The sequence below is a fragment of the Brevundimonas sp. genome (assembly GCF_052436175.1).
GTDB lineage: Bacteria > Pseudomonadota > Alphaproteobacteria > Caulobacterales > Caulobacteraceae > Brevundimonas.
The window spans coordinates 95937-113825 of the sequence record NZ_JBQVNM010000002.1; the positions used below are offsets into that span (position 1 = coordinate 95937).

Below are 17889 nucleotides of genomic sequence, written 5' to 3' on the forward strand. Positions count from 1 at the left end.
ACGCTCTCTCGACAAACGAAGACGATTTGGCAATGGCGAAGGTTGGCCCGCCCCTGCGGCCTATTGTGCGGCGCCGCCGCGCGGCGGGGCGGTCTTCACATACTGGTCCAGCCAGCGCGTCATCTCCCAGAGGGTGTGGCCGACGGATTCGCGGGCGCGATAGCCGTGGGCCTCGAGCGGCAGGACGACGTAGCGGACGGTCGCCCCATTGCCCTTGAGCGCCGCATAGAAACGCTCCGACTGGACCGGGAAGGTGCCGGAGTTGTCGTCGTCCTGGCCGTGGATCAGGAGGATGGGCTCGTTGACCTTGTCGGCGAAGGCGAAGGGCGACATGGCGTTGTAGGTCTCCGGCGCCTCCCAGTAGGTGCGCTGTTCGGACTGGAAGCCGAACGGCGTCAGGGTGCGGTTGTAGGCGCCCGACCGCGCGATCCCGGTGCGGAACAGGTCGGTGTGGGCCAGAAGGTTGGCGGTCATGAAGGCGCCGTAGGAGTGGCCGCCCACGGCGATGCGGTCGCGGTCGGCGACACCGAGATCGACCACCGCCATGACCGCCGCCTCGGCGTTGGCCTTGAGCTGTTCGATGTAGGTGTCGTTGGGCTCGGCCCCGTCCTTGCCGATGATGGGCATGGTCGGGTTGTCGAGCATGGCATAGCCCTGGGTCAGCAGGAAGAGGTGGCTGATGCCGCCGGGCCGCACGAAGCGGTTGTCGGTGTCCACCACCTGGCCGGCGACGGCGGCGTCGGTGAACTCGGCCGGAGAGGCCCACAGCACCAGAGGCAAGGGTCCGTCGCGGTCCTTGTCGTAGCCCTCCGGCAGATAGAGGGTGCCGGACAGCTGGACCCCGTCGGCGCGGCTGTAGGTGATCTGTCGGCGCGAGACATTGGCCAGTTGCGGGGCCGGATCGGAGAAGGCCGTCAGGGGCGTCACGGCGCCGGACGCCCGATCACGGATCTGGATGTTCGGCGGCAGGACCTTGGTCTCGCGACGGGTGACCAGGCGACGGCCCTCGTCATCGAGGGTGGCGACAAGGGTTTCATATTCGCCGGGCGCGGAGGTCCAGAGACGTTCGCTCTGGCCGGTCTGCAGGTCCATGGCGGCGAGGAAGGGATAGGAGCCCTGACGCGTCGCGCCCGCGCCCTGGGTCAGGATGCGGCGACCGCCGTCGATGAACTGCATCAGGGAGCGGCCCCGGCCGTTCGGCTCCAGCAGGGGCGAACCCGGATCGTTGTAGCGGTCCTGATAGTTGCGCTCGAGCAGGACGCGGCCCGTTCCCGGCTTCGACGGGTCGATCAGATAACGGGTCTCGTGCCGGGTGTTGAACCAGCGGCTGGTCAGGATGGCGGTGTCCGCATCACCCCAGTCCACGCCGGCGAAGCGTTCCTTGAGGTCGATCAGGGTCGCGGGCGTCCCGGTGAAGGGGGCGGTCAGGCTGAAGACGCGATCGCGCACCTCGGCCTCGCGGCGGATGTCGCCGCCGTCCTGGGCCTCGACCCAGACCAGGGTCGCATCGGCGTCGTCGCGCCACTGGACCGAGCGTGGCCCGGTCGCCACAGCGTCGAAGGCCGAGGGAATGTCGTCGCGCAGAGGCAGGTCGGCGACGCTGTGAACCATGCGGCCGGTCAGATCGGTGACGAACACCTCGGTCGGGAAGAGGGCTGCGGGGACGTTGTAGCTGTAGGGGCGCTTGACCCGCGTCTGCAGGAGATAGCGCCCGTCCGGCGAGGCCGAGGCGCCCAGGACCACGCCCGGGGCGCCGATCATCCGCGCCGCGCCGCTCAGGGGCACGACCGCCAGCTGGGAGGTGAAGTAGTGGTCGAACAGGGCCTCGTCGCCCGCGTCGGACAGCAGGTCCTGATAGGTGCGGGTCGGGGCGGTGCGGCCGCGGCTTTCCTCGACGATCGGTCCGGTGGGCGCGTGGTCCGTGTTCGGAGCGGCGCCGCGATCGGCGGGCGTCAGGCGGACGATCAGGCCCGAACTGTCCGGCAGCCAGGAATCGCCCGCGCCGGTGGCGGCGTTGACCCGCGCCTCGGTCAGCTTGCGCGCGCGAGCGGTGGCGACGTCGACGACCCAGAGCTCCAGCCCCGTGGGACGATCCAGGGCCAGGGCGATGCTGCGCCCGTCCGGCGACCAGGACGGCGACAGGAACCGGGCGTCGGCGGGCAGGGCGACCTGACGCACCGGGCCGCCCTCGACCGGCTGAAGGCTGATGCCGGTCAGCCAGGAGGCGCGACTATTGGCCGGGCCGTTGTTGCGCGGATTGATGCGGTAGCCGCCGAGGCGCAGCATGGGCTCGGCCAGTTCGGCGATGGGCGGCAGGTTGGTCCGCTCAAAGAGGGCCAGGGTCTTGCGGTCCGGGCTGACGCTGGGCAGGGGCGTCGGGGCGGCGTCGAGGATGGCGGGGATGGGGGCCGGAGGCTGCTGATAGACCGGCGCGGCGGCGGTCGTCTGAGCCGGGGCTTGGGCCCAGGCCGAGGGGACGAAGACCTGCGGCCCGGCCAGACCGACGGCCAGAGCCAGGGCGACCAGAGCCGGCGCGGGGCGGCGGTGAGAACGAATACGCATGTCGAAAAGCCCCGAAATCCCCACCGCAGAACGCGCGGCCGGGGAAGCTAGGGGGCGACGAGGACCGGGGTCAAGCCGGGATCGGGCCGCGGTCAGGCCTCCAGACGGAAGGTCTCTGGCAGGGTGCGTTCGAAAGTTTTCGACACGCCTGCCGCCTTGGCCGCGCGGGCGAAGGCGATCTTGACCAGGGCCTTCGGATGGGGCGCGGTCTGGATGCGGGGACGGGCGCCGGACTTTCTCAGCATGCCGTTGGCGTAGAGGACGTTGGCGCGCATCAGGGCCGCCGGGGTCATGAATTCGATGCTCAGCGACACGTTCAGCATGGGCCCGTTGACGATCCGGTGCGGGGCGTTCTGGGCCCAGGTGACCATCTTTCCGGGCGTCAGGTCATAGACCTCGGCCACGGCGTCCATCGAGGGTTCGAAGGCCATCTGTTCGGCCGTCTCGCGCAGGACGATCCGCTCCAGCTGTTCGGCCCCGACGCAGGGTTCGGCCACCGGATAGACCCAGACCCGCTTCTGGCCGCGTAGCTGCCACAGGGACACCAGGGGCACGTCGAGGTGATAGAAGACCTGGGCGTTCGCCGAGGAAATCAGCATGCCGAGATCGCGCTTGAAGGTGCGAAGGCCCGCCTTGTCGCGCTTCTCGGCGAAGATCTCTTCTTCCAGGGCGGCGTATTCGGGCAGGTAGTCGTTGGCGTGGCGCAGGTTGAGCCAGATCCTCCCCTCCTGCGCCGCCCGCAACAGTTGCTCGCCCGACAGATCGCCGGGAGATCCCCGCCGCCAGCTGCCCCAGTCGACCGGGTCCTCACCCATGGTGAAGACGCCCAGTTTCTCGCGCGGATAGCGGTCCAGCAGGGAGATCAGGCCTGCGTCATCGAACATCGGCCGTTCGTGCAGGCTGTGTTGGAAGGCCAGGTTGGCGCGCGTCATCCGCGCGGCCTTTTCGGCGGTCCAGTCGGTGATGATGGTCATGGCGCGTAGCTCGATGAATCGGGTCCGTAGAAGGCGATCTTCATCGGACCGCCCCAGAAGGTCTTGCCCAGTCCCCGCGCGGCGCGGTCCAGGCTGTCGGCGGCGCCGGGCGCCCCGATGATGTATTTGACGACACCCGGGACGCCGTGGATCACGGTCTGGACGACGCCGACCCCCATCCAGCCGATGACGCCCGGCCAGTTCGGCGGGGTCTGGGCGGCGCAGTGGGAACTGGGGCCCTGGCCGTAGGCGAAGGCGCGGGCGAGCGCATAGCGCAGGTTCAGCCGTGACGGGACGGGGTCCTCGTGCACCCAGGCCTCGGCCGCCCAGGCGAAGCGGGCGCCCGCCGCCTGCATCCGGCCGAATAACAGGTCGTCCTCACCGCCGATGAGGTTGCGGATGGGGTCGAAAGGCTGGGCGGGATCGGGGAAAGCGGCGCGGCGGATCAGGCTGTTTCCGCAGCCGTAGTAGTTCGGGATCGGCCCCGATACATCCGGACCAAGTCGGGAGAAGAACCGCTCCAGATAGACGCGATGGCGGCCGACGCTCTCGGGCGCCCGGCCGCGGACAGGGCCGAAGACGACGTCGGCATCGGTCGCGGCCTGGACGTTCATCAATGCGGACAGCCAGTGGGGCGGCGCCTCCTCGTCGTCGTCGAGGAAGGCGATCAGGGGGGCGCGGGCGGCGGCGATCCCGCTGTTGCGGGCATGAGCCACGCCGGGGCGGGCTTCGTGGATGTAAGTCACCAGGACGGCGGTGGCGGCCGACAAGGCCATGACGCCGTCGCGGGCGGTGGGCGAGACGTCGTTGTCCACCACCACGACCTCGAAGCCGCCCTCGACCCCCGTCTGGGCCAGAGCCGAGCCCAGGGCCGTCGCCAGCGGGCCGGGGCGACCGCGCGTGGGGATGACGATGGAGACCGCCGGCGACATCTCAGTCCCCGGCGATCAGGGAGCGGCGGCGCGTGGCGGCGACCGCCTCCATCAGGCCCTGCATTCGCCCCCGGATCGACGGGTCGATGGTGGCGATATGATCCAGCCGGCGGCGCACCTTGTCGATCGCGCCGGACCGGCGAAGGGCGCCCACGCGCCAGGCCTCGTCGCCCGCCCGGCTGAAGGCGCCCGCCCCGCCCGGCGCCGATTGAAGCCCGCCGGACACCGTCTTCACGGTCGAGACATAGGGGCGCTTGTAGTGGTCGTGGCCGAGGCCGAGATCATAGATCCGCAAGCCCAGGTCGGGCATGGCGCGGATGACCTGATCCAGGAAGGCGTTTCCGGGCGAATAGGCCGCCAGGTCCGGGTCCATGGAGGCGATCCAGGGGTGATAGACCTCGCCCTGGCGGATGCCGAAATGGCCGCCGACCAGCCGGTCGCCCGCGTGAAGGGTCAGCATCAGGCCGGTCATCGCCCCGGTGCGGGTCTCGAACAGATCGTGCATCAGGGCGCCGACCCAGGCCGGGCGCAGGACGTCCTGCGTGCCGGTGCGGACGAACTGTTCGCTCTTCCAGCGCAGGAGGGTGTCGAGGACCGAAGCGTCCTCGCCCGACCGGATCGACAGGGGTCCGATCTCGGCGAGGCGGTGCTGCAGCCGGCGATAGTTCTTGAACTTCTTGGGACTGGCGGCGCGGCAGGCCTCCAGATAGGCGTCAGCCGGGCCGTTCAGCTCGATCGAGAAGGCCTCGTGGCGCTGATCGGTCGCGGCGAACAGGCCGTGCGGGTCGATCATGCCGCTGTGGCGAAAGGCCTTGAGCCCCGACAGGGCCAGGACGCTGTCGCCGGACGCGAAGGCGTCCGCCTCGGCCACCACCGCATGATAGTCCGAGAAGGGCGCCCCAATGGGACGGCCGAACCCGCCCGGCCGACGATGGTGGGGGAAGAAACCCACCGCCCGGCCGTTCCGGCGAAAGACGGCGATGCGCGCGTCTTCCCGCACCCGCCCTACGGCCATGGCGAAATCCGGTCCCAGAAGGGGGCTGGCGAAGACGGGCTGATCCGCCTGGATCGCCCGCCAGGCGTCGGCGTCCGCCCGGCCGAGCGCGGCGGCGGGCGTCAGATCGACGACGAGGGGCGAGGCGGCGGCTGCCATATTGAAACACTCGAGTAGGACGGACCTGCGACCTGCAAAAAGACGGCCAGAGGTGCGACGACTTGGCGCAGGTTAGCGGCAGCTCCTCTACCGGAGGTTACGCAGCGGGCCAACCGTCGGATGGCGATGACGGACGAAAGCGCTGTCGCCCATGCGACTTGCCGCTATAGATCGATGCCGCTAGAAGGGCCCCAATCAATATTCATCATTAGATGAAATCCGAGGGAAGCGAATGGGAAAGATAGTCGCCGACGCCGCCGCCGCTCTGGAGGGCGTGGTCTTTGACGGCATGACCGTGATGTCGGGCGGCTTCGGCCTGTGCGGCATCCCTGAAAACCTGATCGCCGGGCTGAAGGCCTCGGGCGTCAAGGGTCTGACGGTCATCTCCAACAACGCAGGCGTGGACGGCTTCGGCCTGGGCCAGCTTCTGGAGACGCGCCAGATCGCCAAGATGATTTCGTCCTACGTCGGGGAGAACAAGGAATTCGAGCGCCAGTATCTGGCCGGCGAGCTGGAGCTGGAGTTCAACCCCCAGGGCACCCTGGCCGAGCGTATCCGCGCGGGCGGGGCGGGCATCCCCGCCTTCTTCACCGCCACCGGCGTCGGCACCCTGGTCGCCGACGGCAAGGAGGTGCGTGAGTTCGACGGCCGGAAATACGTCATGGAAACCGGCCTCGTCGCCGACCTGGCCATCGTCAAGGCGTGGAAGGCCGACGAGCGCGGCAATCTGGTCTTCCGCAAGACGGCCCGCAACTTCAACCCGATGATGGCGACCGCCGGCAAGGTCACCCTGGTCGAGGTCGAGGAGATTGTCCCGACGGGCTCACTGGACCCCGACCACATCCACACCCCCGGGGTCTACGTGGATCGCCTGTTCATCGGCCAGTTCGAGAAACGCATCGAACAGCGCACCATCCGTCAGAGGGAGGCCGTCTGATGCCCCGCACCCGCGAACAACTGGCTGAACGCGCCGCGCAGGAGCTGCAGGACGGCTTCTATGTGAACCTGGGCATCGGCATTCCGACCTTGGTCGCCAACTATATTCCCGAGGGCATGGAAGTCACGCTTCAGTCCGAGAATGGGATGCTGGGCATGGGTCCCTTCCCCTTCGACGAGGACGTGGACGCCGATCTGATCAACGCCGGCAAGCAGACGATCACCGAGATCCCCGAGAGCAGCTATTTTAGCTCGGCCGACAGTTTCGCCATGATCCGGGGCGGACACATCAATCTGTCGATCCTGGGCGCCATGGAGGTGGCCGAGAACGGCGACATCGCCAACTGGATGATCCCCGGCAAGCTGGTGAAGGGGATGGGCGGGGCCATGGACCTGGTCGCCGGCGTCAAGCGCGTGGTCGTGGTGATGGAGCACGCCAACAAGCACGGCCAGTCCAAGGTGCTGAAGGCCTGCACCCTGCCCCTGACCGGCACGGGCGTGGTCAGCCGCATCATCACCGATCTGGCCGTTTTCGACGTCAAGCCGGGCGGCGCCGGTCTGGAGCTGATCGAACTGGCCGAGGGCGTTACGCTGGACGAGGTCGCGGGCAAGACCGAGGCGGCCTATTCGATCGCCCCGGCGCTGCAAGCCTGATCCAGCCGAACCCGCTCGGGCCGCAGATTCAACCGGCCGGAGTCGCCGTCTCGGTCCAGTCCACGACCTGGTTGTTCAGGTCGCGCACGGCGATGTCGAAGGCCTCGACGATGGACGAGATCCGGTTGGCGCCGGCCGGCTGGACGATGTTGAACACCCGGTCCTCGACCACCGCCCGGGCCGGCAGGGTGGTGACCCGGCCCCGCGCGGTGATGACCACCTCGGGGATGGCGCCCGGAGCCGCGTAGCGGGCCTCAAACGCCGTCACCTCCAGGCTGAGCACCCGGTCGGCCCGGCCGACGTCGCGGCCGCCGAGCAGGCGGATCCGCTCGGGCTGGGCCGAGAAGGCCGCCCGCAGACTGTCGTCCAGCAGGACGTCCGCCGAGGAGATCCAGCGGGCGCCCTTGATGTAGGACACTTCGGTTCCCGTCACGCCGAGAAGGCGGTCGCCGCGCGACGCCTCCGGCAGTTCGACTCGCCGCAGGGCCACGGCTATGGGCGTGCGGGCGGGCGACGGAGCGACCGCAGCCGCCGGGGTCGTCCCGCCTCCGAAGCGGTAAGTCTGGACCGGATCCGGGGTGCTGAGCAGGGCGCAGCCGCCCAGGGCCATCACGGCGCCCGCCGCGACGACGGGGATCAGGAAACGACGGATCACGGCTGGACCTCCAGTTCACGGGTCGGCGGGCGGCTGATGAAGTCACGCGGGCTGGAGCGGACCTCGTCGATCAGGCCCTGCAGCGAGCGGGTCGCCTCATTCAGTTCCTGGATGGTCTGGTTCAGCTGCGGCAGGCCGGTCGAAGCGAAGTCGCCGAGCGGCCGTTCCAGACCCGAGACCGAGCGGTTGATCGAGGCGATGGCCTGCTGGGCGTCGCCCGTGGCCTTGTTGATGTTGTCGATGGCCTGACGGCCGTCGGTGTTGACCAGACGACGGGCGTCAGCGCCCAGGGCCTCGTATTCCTTCACCGCAGCATTGGCGTTGGTCAGGGCCTCTTCAAGCTGTTTCAGCATGCCCTTGCGCGCTTCAAACTCGGTCGAAACGGACTCGATGTTTTTCAGGCTGGTCGAGAAGGAGCGGATGTTGTCGTCCGACATGACCCGGTTGATGCGGTTCAGGGCATCCACTGTCTGGGCCAGAACCGTTCCCGAGCCGCTGAGCAGTTCGGCGATGGGCGAAGGCTGGCTCTGGATCACGGGCACGGCGCTGTCTGGGTACTGGGATTTCAGCAGAGCGCTGTTGGGGTCGCCCGCCGTGATCTGGATGTAGTTCAGACCGGTGATGCCCTGGGGCTCCAGCTGGGCGCGCGAGGTGACGCGCACCGGCGTCGTGCCGTTCAGACGAACCCGGGCGATGACCTGATCGCCCTTCTGGGGGTCCAGGTTCAGGTCGGTGACCTCGCCCACGCGAATGCCGTTGAAGTGGACCTCGCCTCCCTCGGACAGACCGCGCACGGGGCCGTAGAAGACGATGTCGTAGACGTCGTAGTCCTTGTTGAACTGCAGGCGGGCCAGCCAGATCGTGAACACGGCCAGCGCCAGCATGAGGGCGACGGTGGCGATGCCGACGGCGGCGTAGTGGGCGTCTCTTTCCATATCCCGCCCTCCTCAGGCGGCCTTGGTGGCGGCGCGACCGCGCGGCCCCAGGAAGTATTCGCGTATCCAGGGATGGTCGGAACGCTCGAGGTCCTGAACGGTGGCCTTCTCGACGACGTGTTTGTCGGCCAGCACCGCCACCTTGTCGCAGATGGCGTAAAGGCTATCGAGATCGTGGGTGATCATGAAGACGGTCAGGCCCAGATCGTCGGACAGGTCGCGGATCAGCTGGTCGAAGGCCGCCGCCCCGATGGGGTCGAGACCCGCCGTCGGCTCGTCGAGGAAGATCAGCTCGGGATCGAGCGCCAGGGCGCGAGCCAGGCCGACCCGCTTGCGCATCCCGCCCGACAGTTCGGCCGGCTTTTGGTGATGGCTTTCGGGCTTGAGACCGACCATGGCGATCTTCATCTCGGCCAGTTCGCGGATGGTGTCGCGCGACAGGTGGGTGTGCTCGACCAGGGGCGAGGCGACGTTTTCCAGCACCGTCAGGGACGAGAACAGGGCGCCCTGCTGGAACAGGACGCCGGTGCGGCGCTCGATGTCGGCCGCCTGTTCCGAGGTCAGGTCAGAGGTGTCGTGACCAAAAATGCGGACGGAACCGCCCTCGGGCTGCTTCAGGCCGATGATGGTGTTGAGCAGGACGGTCTTGCCGGTGCCGGAGCCGCCGACGACGCCCAGAACCTCGCCGCGCATGACGTCGAGGTCGAGATCCTGATGGATGACCTGGTCGCCGAACTGGCTGAGCAGACCGCGCACCTCGATCAGGGCCTCGGTCGGCGCCGGAGCGGGCTTCGGCGTGACGGGGGCGCCGCGCTTTGTCTTGATGGGCTGGACGGCCTTCACAGGTTCAGCTCCAGGAAGATCAGCGCGAAGACGGCGTCCAGCAGAATGATGGCGAAGATGGCCTGGACCACGGCGGCCGTGACCCGGCGTCCGAGGCTTTCGACATCGCCCGCCACGGACATGCCCTGACGGCAGCCGATGGCGGCGATGACAACGGCGAAGACCGGCGCCTTGACCATCCCGACCATCAGATGGGTGCCCATCATCGGGTCCTCGCTGATCCGCTGGATGAAGAAGGAGGGGCCGTAGGAGAGCTGGCTCCAGGTGACCAGCATGCCGCCGAGGAAGCCGGCCAGCATGCCGATGAAGGTCAACAGCGGCAGCATGATGATCATGGCGGCCAGACGCGGAATGACCAGGGCCTGGAAGGGGTTGACCCCCATGACCTGCATGGCGTCGACCTCCTGGTTCATTCGCATCGAGCCGATCTCGGCGGCGAAGGAGGAGGCGGAGCGGCCGGCGAGCAGGATGGCGGTGATGAGGACGGCGAGCTCGCGCAGGGTCGCCACCGCGACCAGTTGCACCGTGAAGACGCCCGCGCCGAACTGGGTCAGGAGGTTGGCCCCGAGGAAGGCGATGACGGCGCCGATGAAGAAGTTGGTCACGGCCACGATCGGCATGGCGTCCAGCCCCGCCCGCTCCCCCTGGCTGAACCAGGCGGGCCAGCGGATCGACCCCGGCCGCCGCAGGGCCCCGCCGGTCGCCGTCGTCAGCCGTCCGAGGAAGGCCATCGACAGCAGCATCTCGTGGCCGATGTCGAAAACGCCGCGCCCGATCTTGGCGAAGGTTCGCGTCAGGGCGTCGGGGCGCCGCGGCGGCGGGGCGCTCTGGCGCTCCAGCGTCTCGACCATGGCGTAGATCCGGCCGGCCTCGGGACGGGACGCCCAGGCGTCTTTCGGCAGGGCCTCGGTCGTCGCCTGAACCAGAGTGAGGGCGCCGGCGGTGTCGAACCGGCCGAGTTCGCTGACGTCCAAGGCCGTGACCCGACCCTCGCCCAGACGCGCCTGCAGATCGCGCGCGCCGGAGCCGAGACCCGTCGTCGTCCAGTCGCCGGTCAGGCGCAGAACGGAGCCGCCCTCCCGGTCGTCAATCTGGAAATCCGCTGCGGTCATGCATCCCCAATAGCCGAGATCGGCCCGATCGCCCACGGCTCAGCGCATTACGCGACAGGGCGTGGCACGGATCAACGCGGACGAACGGTCAAGGTTCGACAGAAGGTTGTGATTCTGTCGAAATCATAGCCTTGGCGGCCTTCAGGTCGGCCACGAAGGCGTCGCGCTCGCGCTCGCGCGCCTTGGCGTCCGGCAAACGCAGCAGATAGGCGGGGTGGACGGTGATCAGGGCGCGCGACCCGTCCTCGAGCGCGATCGGACGCCCCCTCTCCTGCGTCACGGCGACCTTTCGCGACAGGACGGCGTGCGCCGCGGTCGCACCAAGAGCGAGCACCACCGCCGGCCGGATGCGGGCCCGTTCGGCGTCCAGCCACCAGCGGCAGGCCTGGACCTCTCCGGCGTTCGGCGTCTTGTGCAGGCGGCGCTTGCCCCTCGCCTCGTGCTTGAAGTGGCGCACGGCGTTGGTGACGAAGACGTCGGAGCGATCGATCCCGGCCTCCATGAGGGCGGCGTCCAGAACCTGGCCCGCCGGGCCGACGAAGGGGCGGCCGGCCAGGTCTTCCTGATCGCCCGGCTGTTCGCCGACGATCATCAGCCGGGCCCGCTCGGGCCCCTCGCCGCAGACGCCGTGGGTCGCGTCGCGCCACAGGGGACAGCGGCGGCAGCCCTCGACCTGGTCGCGGAGGGCCTCGGCGGTCGCGGGCGGAGGCGCGGCGTCGGATGTGGGGGCGCGGGCCAGGGGGGCGTGGGCGCGGGCCATGCGCGGATTGGCCGGGGTGCCGACCGTCTCCGCCATCGTCCGGGCGCGGGTCTCGGCCGCCGCGATCATCTCGGGGATCAGGGCCGCCTCGGGCAGGTTGGCCCAGTAGCGTTTGGGCATTTCCGACTGCATCATCCCGACCTTGAGCCGGGCCGGGTTGAAGATGGAGGCGTAGTAGGTCTTCCAGAAGTCCTCGACCTCGTCGTGGGCGGGCGCCTGGTCCCGCGTCGCCGCCGGGCCGAAGCGGAGCGTCTCCCTGTCCCAGAAGGCGGCGCCGTCGGGCGTCAGGATCGACCACCGCATGGTGGTGAAGCGGGCGACGAAGAAGGGCGCGGTGCGTTCCAGCACCCGATGGGCGGGTTCGAACCAGGCGATCCAGTGGTCGGTTTCGGCGTCATCGACGCGACGGAAGCGGACGAAGGCCTTCATCTTGTGAGCGGCGCGGCTGACCGTCTTGGCCCGGCCGAGGGCGTCGGCCACCTCGGCGTCGGAGACGATCCGCATCAGGTCGGGCTCGGCCTGAAGTCGCCACAGCAGTCGGTAGAGGAGGTCGAACCGGTCCTCGGAGCGATGCAGGATCACCGCCTTGGCCAGATCCACGAAGGCGCGGGACACGGCGAAGGGGGCGGCCGGAGCGGGCGGCGACGGCGCAGTCTCCATATCGAACAGTCCGCCCTGGCCTGCCGCGCCCGCCACGCGGAAGACGGCGTCGCCGGGAGGGACGCCGGCCTGGCGAAAATCCCGGGCGGCGGCGCGCCAGCCGTCGAAGTCGATCTCTGACGCCAGGGTCGCGACGGCCATCAGAAGAGCGTCATCTGAACCGGCTCCGGCTCGCGCCCCAGCCGCGCCTTCAGATCGGCCGCGTCGGTCAGGCCGCCGGGCGACCAGTCCAGGGCGGTGATGAACGGGCGGACCTTGTCGATCCCCCGACACAGACGGGCGACGTCCTCGAGCCTGAGGGTGCGATAGCGGCGGACCTGAAGGATGCGATTGACCGATTTCACCCCGAGCCCCGGGGTTCGCAGCAGCCTCTCCCGATCAGCCCGATTGACGTCCACCGGGAACTGGTCGCGATGGGCCAGAGCCCAAGCCAGCTTGGGATCGACGGCCAGGTCCAGCATGCCGTCCGGCGTCACACCCGCGATCTCGGGGGCGGAGAAGCCGTAGAAGCGCATCAGCCAGTCGGCCTGATAGAGGCGATGCTCGCGCATCAGGGGCGGCTTGATGAGGGGCAGGGTCGAACTGGAATCCGGGATAGGACTGAAGGCGGAATAGTAGACGCGCTTCAGGCCGTAGCCGCCATAGAGGGAGGCGCTGCGGTCGAGGATTTCGCTGTCCGGCGCCCCGTCGGCGCCGACGATCAGCTGGGTGCTCTGACCGGCGGGAGCGAATTTCGGCGGCCTGGCGCGATCCTTCTTTTGCGGCCGGGCCGCCTCGACCTTGAGCCGGACCTGACCCATGGCCTTGCGAATGACCGCCGAGCTCTTCTGGGGCGCCAGTCGCGACAGGGCCTCGTCGCGCGGCAGTTCGATATTGGCGGACAGACGATCGGCATAGAGGCCGGCCTGTTCGACCAGACGCGGGTCGGCTTCGGGGATCAGCTTCAGATGGATATAGCCGCGAAAGTCGTGCTCTTCGCGCAGGCTGCGGGCCACCCGCACCATGGCCTCCATCGTGTAGTCGGACGAGCGGATGATGCCCGACGACAGGAACAGGCCCTCGATATAGTTGCGGCGATAGAAGTTCAGGGTCAGGTCGACGACCTCCTGCACCGAGAACCGCGCCCGCTCCACGTTCGAGGAGGCCCGGTTGATGCAGTAGGCGCAGTCGTAGATGCAGAAGTTGGTCAGCAGGATCTTCAGCAGGGAGACGCAGCGGCCGTCCGGCGTATAGGCGTGGCAGATGCCCATGCCCTCTGTCGAGCCGACGCCCTTGCCGCCCAAGGAGTTGCGCTTGGTCGTTCCGGACGAGGCGCAGGAGGCGTCGTACTTGGCGGCGTCGGCAAGGACAGCCAGTTTTCGACGAAGATCGAGTTGAGTCATGTTCCCGTTATGTTCACTTGAACAAGCAGGGTCCAGCGTAGCCGCAGAGATTTATTTGGTCGTCAGCGCAGGAAGTTGAGCAGGGAGACCTCGCTGAGACGGCTGATGACCTGGGCCGAGGCCTGGATCGCCACCTCCGACAGATTGAGATCGACTGCCGCCTGGGCCAGGTCGGCGTCGGTCCGCTTGGACACCAGGCCGTCCAGCATGGTGACCTGAGCGGTGTTGGAGGCCGTCGTGGCCTCCACCTGCTTGGCCAGGGCGCCGTTGTTGGCCGTGACATTGACCACGGCCAGCTTGGCCGCATCGAGCCGCGAAAGCTGGGTGGTCAGGAAGGTTTTCTGCGCCTCCGTCAGCTTGCCGCTCAGCGGGCCGGTGGCGGGATCGTCGCTATAGGCCTGAATGTCGCGGAAGATCTGGAAGACGTCCGAGCCGACGTCGCTGGCCAGAACCCCGGTCTTGATCGGGCCCGATTCCGACACGCGCGCGGTCGGCGCCAGATCGTCGTTGGTGAAGGTCGAGGCCACATCGGGCGCGGCGGTCAGCTGGGCCAGGGTCTGCACATTGACCGGCGCCGTGTCGGTCCGCGATCCCGCGAAGAGATAGTCGCCCTGATGCTTCGAATTCAGCGCGCCCTGAACCGCCTGAAACTGGTTGCCGATATCCTGAAGCACGGTGACCGCATTCTCGCTGGCCAGGGCGTTGGCGATGGCGGAACGGGCGTCGCCGACGGCCTCGTCGATGCGGGTCAGGGCCAGGTCCTGGGCGTCGAATCGGGCCGCCAGGGCCTCCCCGGCGTCGACGAACCCCTGGACGCGCGCCTGGGCGGCCTTGAGCGCCGTCAGGCTTTCGGACCCCCGCCCGAAGCCGCCGAGGTCGGTGGCGTTCTTCTGGGTCGCGATCCGGGTCTGGGCGTCGGCCTGGCGGGTCTGGGCCGCCATCAGGTTCAGCAGGGCCGACTGGTAGCTGTTGGCGGTGGAGATGCGGCTCATCAGATCATTCCGAGAAGGGTGTCGTACATGTCCCTGGCCGCCTGGATCAGGCGGGCCGAGGCGTTGAACGCCTGTTGGTAGGTGGTCATGTTGACCAGTTCCTCGTCCAGATTGACGCCCTCGACCGAAGACTGTCGGGCCTCGGCCTCGGTCTGGATGGCCTCGGCGCTTTCGGCGCGGGTCTTGGCGGCGGCGGCGCGGGCGCCGATGTCGCCGGACAGATCGGAGGCGTAGCGGGCGATGGACATCAGCCCCCCGGCCGAACCGCCGCCGGCCTGGAAGACGGCGTTGTTCTGGCCGGCGTCGGCCAGGGTCAGGGCGCCGCGCCCGTCGCCGACGCCCAGCGCCGCCGCGCCCGTCGCCGCCGTCAGATCCAGCTTGGCCAGGGACAGGAGCTTGGGATTGGCCACGATGTCCTTGCGGATCGAGAAACCGTCGGCGCGCGAGGCCCGTACACCCGCCCCGATGCCGAACAGTTCGGTCGCTGAGACCCCGGACGGGATCTGGACCGTATTGTCCTGGGCCACGGAGACGGTGGCGCCGGACTGTCCGGCGGCGGTGAAGGTCATCGCCCCGGTCGCGCTGTCCAGGGCGAAGGAGCCGTAACGACCCACGCCGGTGACGGGGCTGTTGAGGGCGGTCAGCAGCTCGGCCACCGTGCCCGCCCCGGCCGGAACGGCGACGGTGACGTCGCGCAGCCGCTCTCCATCCGCTGCGGCGACGCGCAGGGTCAGGGTTTCTCCGGCGGTGAAGCCATGCTGCGAGGCGGCGGTCAGGCCGATGTCGTAGTTGGAGGTGCGGTCGGTCACGACCAGGTCGTTGAGGCCGAAGTAGTGAGAGAAGCCGCGACCGGCCTTTGTGCTGGGCGTCGTCGCGGCCTCGGCGATCGAGAGGCCGTTGGTCGTGCCGGTGGCGATCGTCAGCTTGCCGTCGGCGAAGGAGGCCGTGGCGGCGCCGCCGAGCTGGGCGTTCAGCGTGGCCAGGAAGGTGGTCGGGTCGGCGGCCGCCCCGTTGATCGTCATGGTCGAGCCGGAGAAGACGATCTCGGCCCGGGCGACGATGGCGTTCGTGGTCGGGTCGACCACGGCGACGGTCGTGGTTCCGGTGAAGCCCGCCAGGGCGGTCTCCAGCGACTGGCCGACGTTTCGGCCGGACAGGATGGAGGGCGGCGGCACGGCGGTGCTGGTATTGTGCGCGCGGTTCAGCTCGTCCGCCATCTTCGTCATCAGCTCGCCGAGACGCTCGGCGGCGGCGGGCGCCTCGACATCGCGCAGTTCCAGCAGGCCCTTGATCTCGCCGGACTTGAGGCCGTCGGTCAGAGACTGGCTCTGGCCGCCGGGCTCAGTGACCCAGATATCATCGAAGGTGCTTTCGGCGTTCACCGCCCCCGCACCGCGATAGCTGAGCGTCGCCGCCCCCGCGCCGGCGAGCAGGACGCCCGATCCGGTGCGGATCGAGACCCCGCCGTTGGCCCGGGGGGTGACGCCGATGTCCATCAGATCGCCGAGTTGGCGGACGAGAGCCGCCTGGTTGGTCTCCGCGCCGGTGGAATCGCCGGTCGTGGCGCGAGAGCGGGTGATCTCGACGTTCAGGGCCTCGATCTGCTGGATCAGGTCGTTGGCCGACTTGACCGCGGTGGAGATTCTGGAATCGGCGTCGGCCCGAACGCTCTGGATCTGGGTGGCGATGCGCGAGGCCTCGTCGAAGACGGCGCTGGCCTTATAGATCGCCTCCTGGCGCAGGGGCGAGGAGGTGGCGGCGCTGGACAGGGCCGAGAAGGCCGAGAAGGCGTCATCGATGCGCGAGAAGACCCCGTTGTCACCGCCGGGATCGCCGAACAGGCTCTGGATCTGGTCGTAGAGTTCGTATTTCACGCCCTGGCGGCTGGCCTCGGCGCCGGCCTTGAGGCCCGCCGACTGGAGGAAGCGGTCCGTGGCCAGGCTGATGCGGGCGACATCGACCCCGGCGCCCGCGCCCTGGGTCGAGAGGCTGACCTGCTCGGCGACCTTGCGGATGTATCCGGGCGTGTTGACGTTGGCGACGTTGTCCGAAACCACCCGCAGCTGGTTCTGGGCCGTCATCATCCCCGAGTTGGCGATGTTGAGGATCGAGTTCAGCGACATCAGACGCACTCCCCGCCGCGCAGACGGCCTCGGCCCGGCAAGACTTGCCCGCCGACAAGCGGATTTTGCCCGCCCCTCCGCGCCGACGGCGTTTTCAGGCCATTGAGTTCAAAGGCTTTTGTTCGTGCAGCGCCATTCATGCGCGAACACGGCGCAAGGCCCGGGCCAAATGGACTCCCGGGACGGCGACCCCATGTAGGGCGGCGGCGTCCGCCGGGCAAAAAGATGGCGGCTGCACGGCAAAAAGCGACCGGACCCGGCAGACGGCATGGCGGGGTCGCTACAATTTAGTCTTCCATTTCATGACTTTGGCGGATTTTCAGATTTGGCCCGAGGCTTGCGACCGACCCGGCGAACCTTTTGGCGCAGCAGGCGCCGCCGACATTCTGGAACCGCCTGCGCCCCATGCCCGCCGTCTCCCCGCTCGCCGCGACCGCCCCTGCTCCGACTCCGGTCGGCGGCGCCGTCTCGGCTGAGTCCGGCGCCTTCGCCCAGGCCCTGGCGCGGGTCGAGGACAGCGCGAAACCCGTGACCAAGAGCGCGACCAGGACGCACGGGGCGCCGGCCCGCGAGGTCGAGACAGAAACGGCGTCCACGGAAGCCACGCCCCCTGCGAGCGTCGCCGGTGCGGATCGGCCCGTCGCCTCCTCTGAAGCCGAGGCGGCCGCCACAGACGAGAATTCGATCACGGCGAGCGCCGATGAGCAGGGCGAGGCCGAGGGAGAGGCGCTATCCCTAGACGCTGTGGCCCAAGACGTCACGGCTCAGGGCGTCACGGCTCAGGACGCCACGGCTGAAGGCGTCTCGGCTGAAGGCATCACAGCTGAACGCGTCACGGCTCAGGACGCCACGGTTCAGGGCGCCACGGCTGAAGGCTTCGCAGCTCAGGGCGCTCCGGCGCTCGTCGGAATTCCTCAAACTCCCCAGACCGTCGCCTTTAAGAGCGTTGCTGGGACGGCCGAAACCGCCGCAGGGTCTCAAGACCTGGCGGTGTCGGGTCTGAACGCCGAACAGACCGCCTCCACCGAGGGCGGAGACGAGGCCGCCCTGACCCCCGAAACGGCTGACGCCGCCGGCGAGGCTGTCCAGACGGCCGTCGCCTCGGCGCCGCCCCCGGCGGTCGCCGTCGCCACGACCGCCGCGTCGTCTTCCGGCCTGCCCCTTTCCGGCCTGCCCGTGCGCGACCCGGCGGCCGGGCCCGCCCCCACCTCCCGCC

Annotated in this window: 15 protein-coding genes; 3 read left to right on the forward strand and 12 right to left on the reverse strand. The window is 68.8% G+C overall.

The window, feature by feature from the left end; translation table 11 throughout:
* Positions 1–60: 60 nt before the first annotated feature.
* The 4 genes from ACT6QK_RS01125 to ACT6QK_RS01140 form a co-directional block, all read right to left on the reverse strand.
* The gene (locus ACT6QK_RS01125; RefSeq protein ID WP_444595985.1) at positions 61–2562 is read right to left on the reverse strand and encodes a S9 family peptidase; all 2502 of its coding nucleotides are present in this window, start codon (positions 2560–2562) and stop codon (positions 61–63) included.
* 92 nt (positions 2563–2654) lie between these two features.
* The gene (locus tag ACT6QK_RS01130; protein ID WP_444595986.1) at positions 2655–3536 is read right to left on the reverse strand and encodes a hypothetical protein; all 882 of its coding nucleotides are present in this window, start codon (positions 3534–3536) and stop codon (positions 2655–2657) included.
* The gene (locus ACT6QK_RS01135; RefSeq protein ID WP_444595987.1) at positions 3533–4468 is read right to left on the reverse strand and encodes a glycosyltransferase family 2 protein; all 936 of its coding nucleotides are present in this window, start codon (positions 4466–4468) and stop codon (positions 3533–3535) included. The genes ACT6QK_RS01130 and ACT6QK_RS01135 overlap by 4 nt, the downstream gene beginning before the upstream one ends.
* A gap of 1 nt (position 4469) precedes the next feature.
* Positions 4470–5621: a GNAT family N-acetyltransferase gene (locus tag ACT6QK_RS01140; protein WP_444595988.1), complete on the reverse strand. Its 1152-nt coding sequence runs from the start codon at positions 5619–5621 to the stop codon at positions 4470–4472.
* Between the two features lie 232 nt (positions 5622–5853).
* Here ACT6QK_RS01140 and ACT6QK_RS01145 point away from each other — a divergent pair, with 232 nt between their 5' ends.
* Together ACT6QK_RS01145 and ACT6QK_RS01150 are read left to right on the forward strand one after the other, a co-directional pair.
* The gene (locus ACT6QK_RS01145; RefSeq protein ID WP_444595989.1) at positions 5854–6558 is read left to right on the forward strand and encodes a CoA transferase subunit A; all 705 of its coding nucleotides are present in this window, start codon (positions 5854–5856) and stop codon (positions 6556–6558) included.
* A complete protein-coding gene (locus ACT6QK_RS01150; RefSeq protein WP_444595990.1) occupies positions 6558–7211 on the forward strand; it encodes a 3-oxoacid CoA-transferase subunit B in 654 nt (217 codons plus the stop codon). Before ACT6QK_RS01145 ends, ACT6QK_RS01150 begins: the two co-directional genes overlap by 1 nt.
* A gap of 28 nt (positions 7212–7239) precedes the next feature.
* Here ACT6QK_RS01150 and ACT6QK_RS01155 read toward each other — a convergent pair whose 3' ends face one another.
* The 8 genes from ACT6QK_RS01155 to flgK form a co-directional block, all read right to left on the reverse strand.
* Positions 7240–7866 carry an ABC-type transport auxiliary lipoprotein family protein gene (locus ACT6QK_RS01155; protein WP_444595991.1) on the reverse strand — a complete coding sequence of 209 codons (627 nt, stop codon included), beginning with the start codon at positions 7864–7866 and terminating at the stop codon, positions 7240–7242.
* Positions 7863–8801, reverse strand: coding sequence for an MlaD family protein (locus tag ACT6QK_RS01160; protein ID WP_444595992.1), 939 nt, complete (start codon positions 8799–8801; stop codon positions 7863–7865). The genes ACT6QK_RS01155 and ACT6QK_RS01160 overlap by 4 nt, the downstream gene beginning before the upstream one ends.
* Positions 8802–8813: 12 nt before the next feature.
* Entirely contained in the window at positions 8814–9566 is a 753-nt protein-coding gene (locus ACT6QK_RS01165) for an ABC transporter ATP-binding protein (RefSeq protein WP_444596000.1), read from the reverse strand.
* 74 nt (positions 9567–9640) lie between these two features.
* On the reverse strand, positions 9641–10756 hold the full coding sequence (locus ACT6QK_RS01170; RefSeq protein WP_444595993.1) for an MlaE family lipid ABC transporter permease subunit: 1116 nt from the start codon (positions 10754–10756) through the stop codon (positions 9641–9643).
* Positions 10757–10844: 88 nt separating this feature from the next.
* Entirely contained in the window at positions 10845–12317 is a 1473-nt protein-coding gene (locus ACT6QK_RS01175) for a UdgX family uracil-DNA binding protein (protein WP_444595994.1), read from the reverse strand.
* Positions 12317–13558 (reverse strand): putative DNA modification/repair radical SAM protein, encoded by a 1242-nt coding sequence (locus tag ACT6QK_RS01180; protein ID WP_444595995.1) that lies wholly within the window; start codon positions 13556–13558, stop codon positions 12317–12319. Before ACT6QK_RS01180 ends, ACT6QK_RS01175 begins: the two co-directional genes overlap by 1 nt.
* A 62-nt stretch (positions 13559–13620) precedes the next feature.
* Positions 13621–14550, reverse strand: a complete 930-nt coding sequence (locus tag ACT6QK_RS01185; RefSeq protein WP_444595996.1) for a flagellin — start codon at positions 14548–14550, stop codon at positions 13621–13623.
* On the reverse strand, positions 14550–16673 hold the full coding sequence (gene flgK, locus ACT6QK_RS01190; RefSeq protein ID WP_444595997.1) for a flagellar hook-associated protein FlgK: 2124 nt from the start codon (positions 16671–16673) through the stop codon (positions 14550–14552). The genes ACT6QK_RS01185 and flgK overlap by 1 nt, the downstream gene beginning before the upstream one ends.
* Before the next feature lie 405 nt (positions 16674–17078).
* Here flgK and ACT6QK_RS01195 point away from each other — a divergent pair.
* A partial coding sequence (locus ACT6QK_RS01195) for a hypothetical protein (protein ID WP_444595998.1) occupies positions 17079–17889 on the forward strand: 811 nt, incomplete at its 3' end.

Bases quoted from the DNA above. Each gene is read 5' to 3' on its own strand.
- ACT6QK_RS01175 (WP_444595994.1), bottom strand. From the start codon at position 12,317: ATGGCCGTCGCGACCCTGGCGTCAGAGATCGACTTCGACGGCTGGCGC.
- ACT6QK_RS01150 (WP_444595990.1), top strand. From the start codon at position 6,558: ATGCCCCGCACCCGCGAACAACTGGCTGAACGCGCCGCGCAGGAGCTG.
- ACT6QK_RS01185 (WP_444595996.1), bottom strand. From the start codon at position 14,550: ATGAGCCGCATCTCCACCGCCAACAGCTACCAGTCGGCCCTGCTGAAC.
- ACT6QK_RS01170 (WP_444595993.1), bottom strand. From the start codon at position 10,756: ATGACCGCAGCGGATTTCCAGATTGACGACCGGGAGGGCGGCTCCGTT.
- ACT6QK_RS01125 (WP_444595985.1), bottom strand. From the start codon at position 2,562: ATGCGTATTCGTTCTCACCGCCGCCCCGCGCCGGCTCTGGTCGCCCTG.
- ACT6QK_RS01145 (WP_444595989.1), top strand. From the start codon at position 5,854: ATGGGAAAGATAGTCGCCGACGCCGCCGCCGCTCTGGAGGGCGTGGTC.
- ACT6QK_RS01180 (WP_444595995.1), bottom strand. From the start codon at position 13,558: ATGACTCAACTCGATCTTCGTCGAAAACTGGCTGTCCTTGCCGACGCC.
- flgK (WP_444595997.1), bottom strand. From the start codon at position 16,673: ATGTCGCTGAACTCGATCCTCAACATCGCCAACTCGGGGATGATGACG.
- ACT6QK_RS01135 (WP_444595987.1), bottom strand. From the start codon at position 4,468: ATGTCGCCGGCGGTCTCCATCGTCATCCCCACGCGCGGTCGCCCCGGC.
- ACT6QK_RS01140 (WP_444595988.1), bottom strand. From the start codon at position 5,621: ATGGCAGCCGCCGCCTCGCCCCTCGTCGTCGATCTGACGCCCGCCGCC.
- ACT6QK_RS01130 (WP_444595986.1), bottom strand. From the start codon at position 3,536: ATGACCATCATCACCGACTGGACCGCCGAAAAGGCCGCGCGGATGACG.
- ACT6QK_RS01160 (WP_444595992.1), bottom strand. From the start codon at position 8,801: ATGGAAAGAGACGCCCACTACGCCGCCGTCGGCATCGCCACCGTCGCC.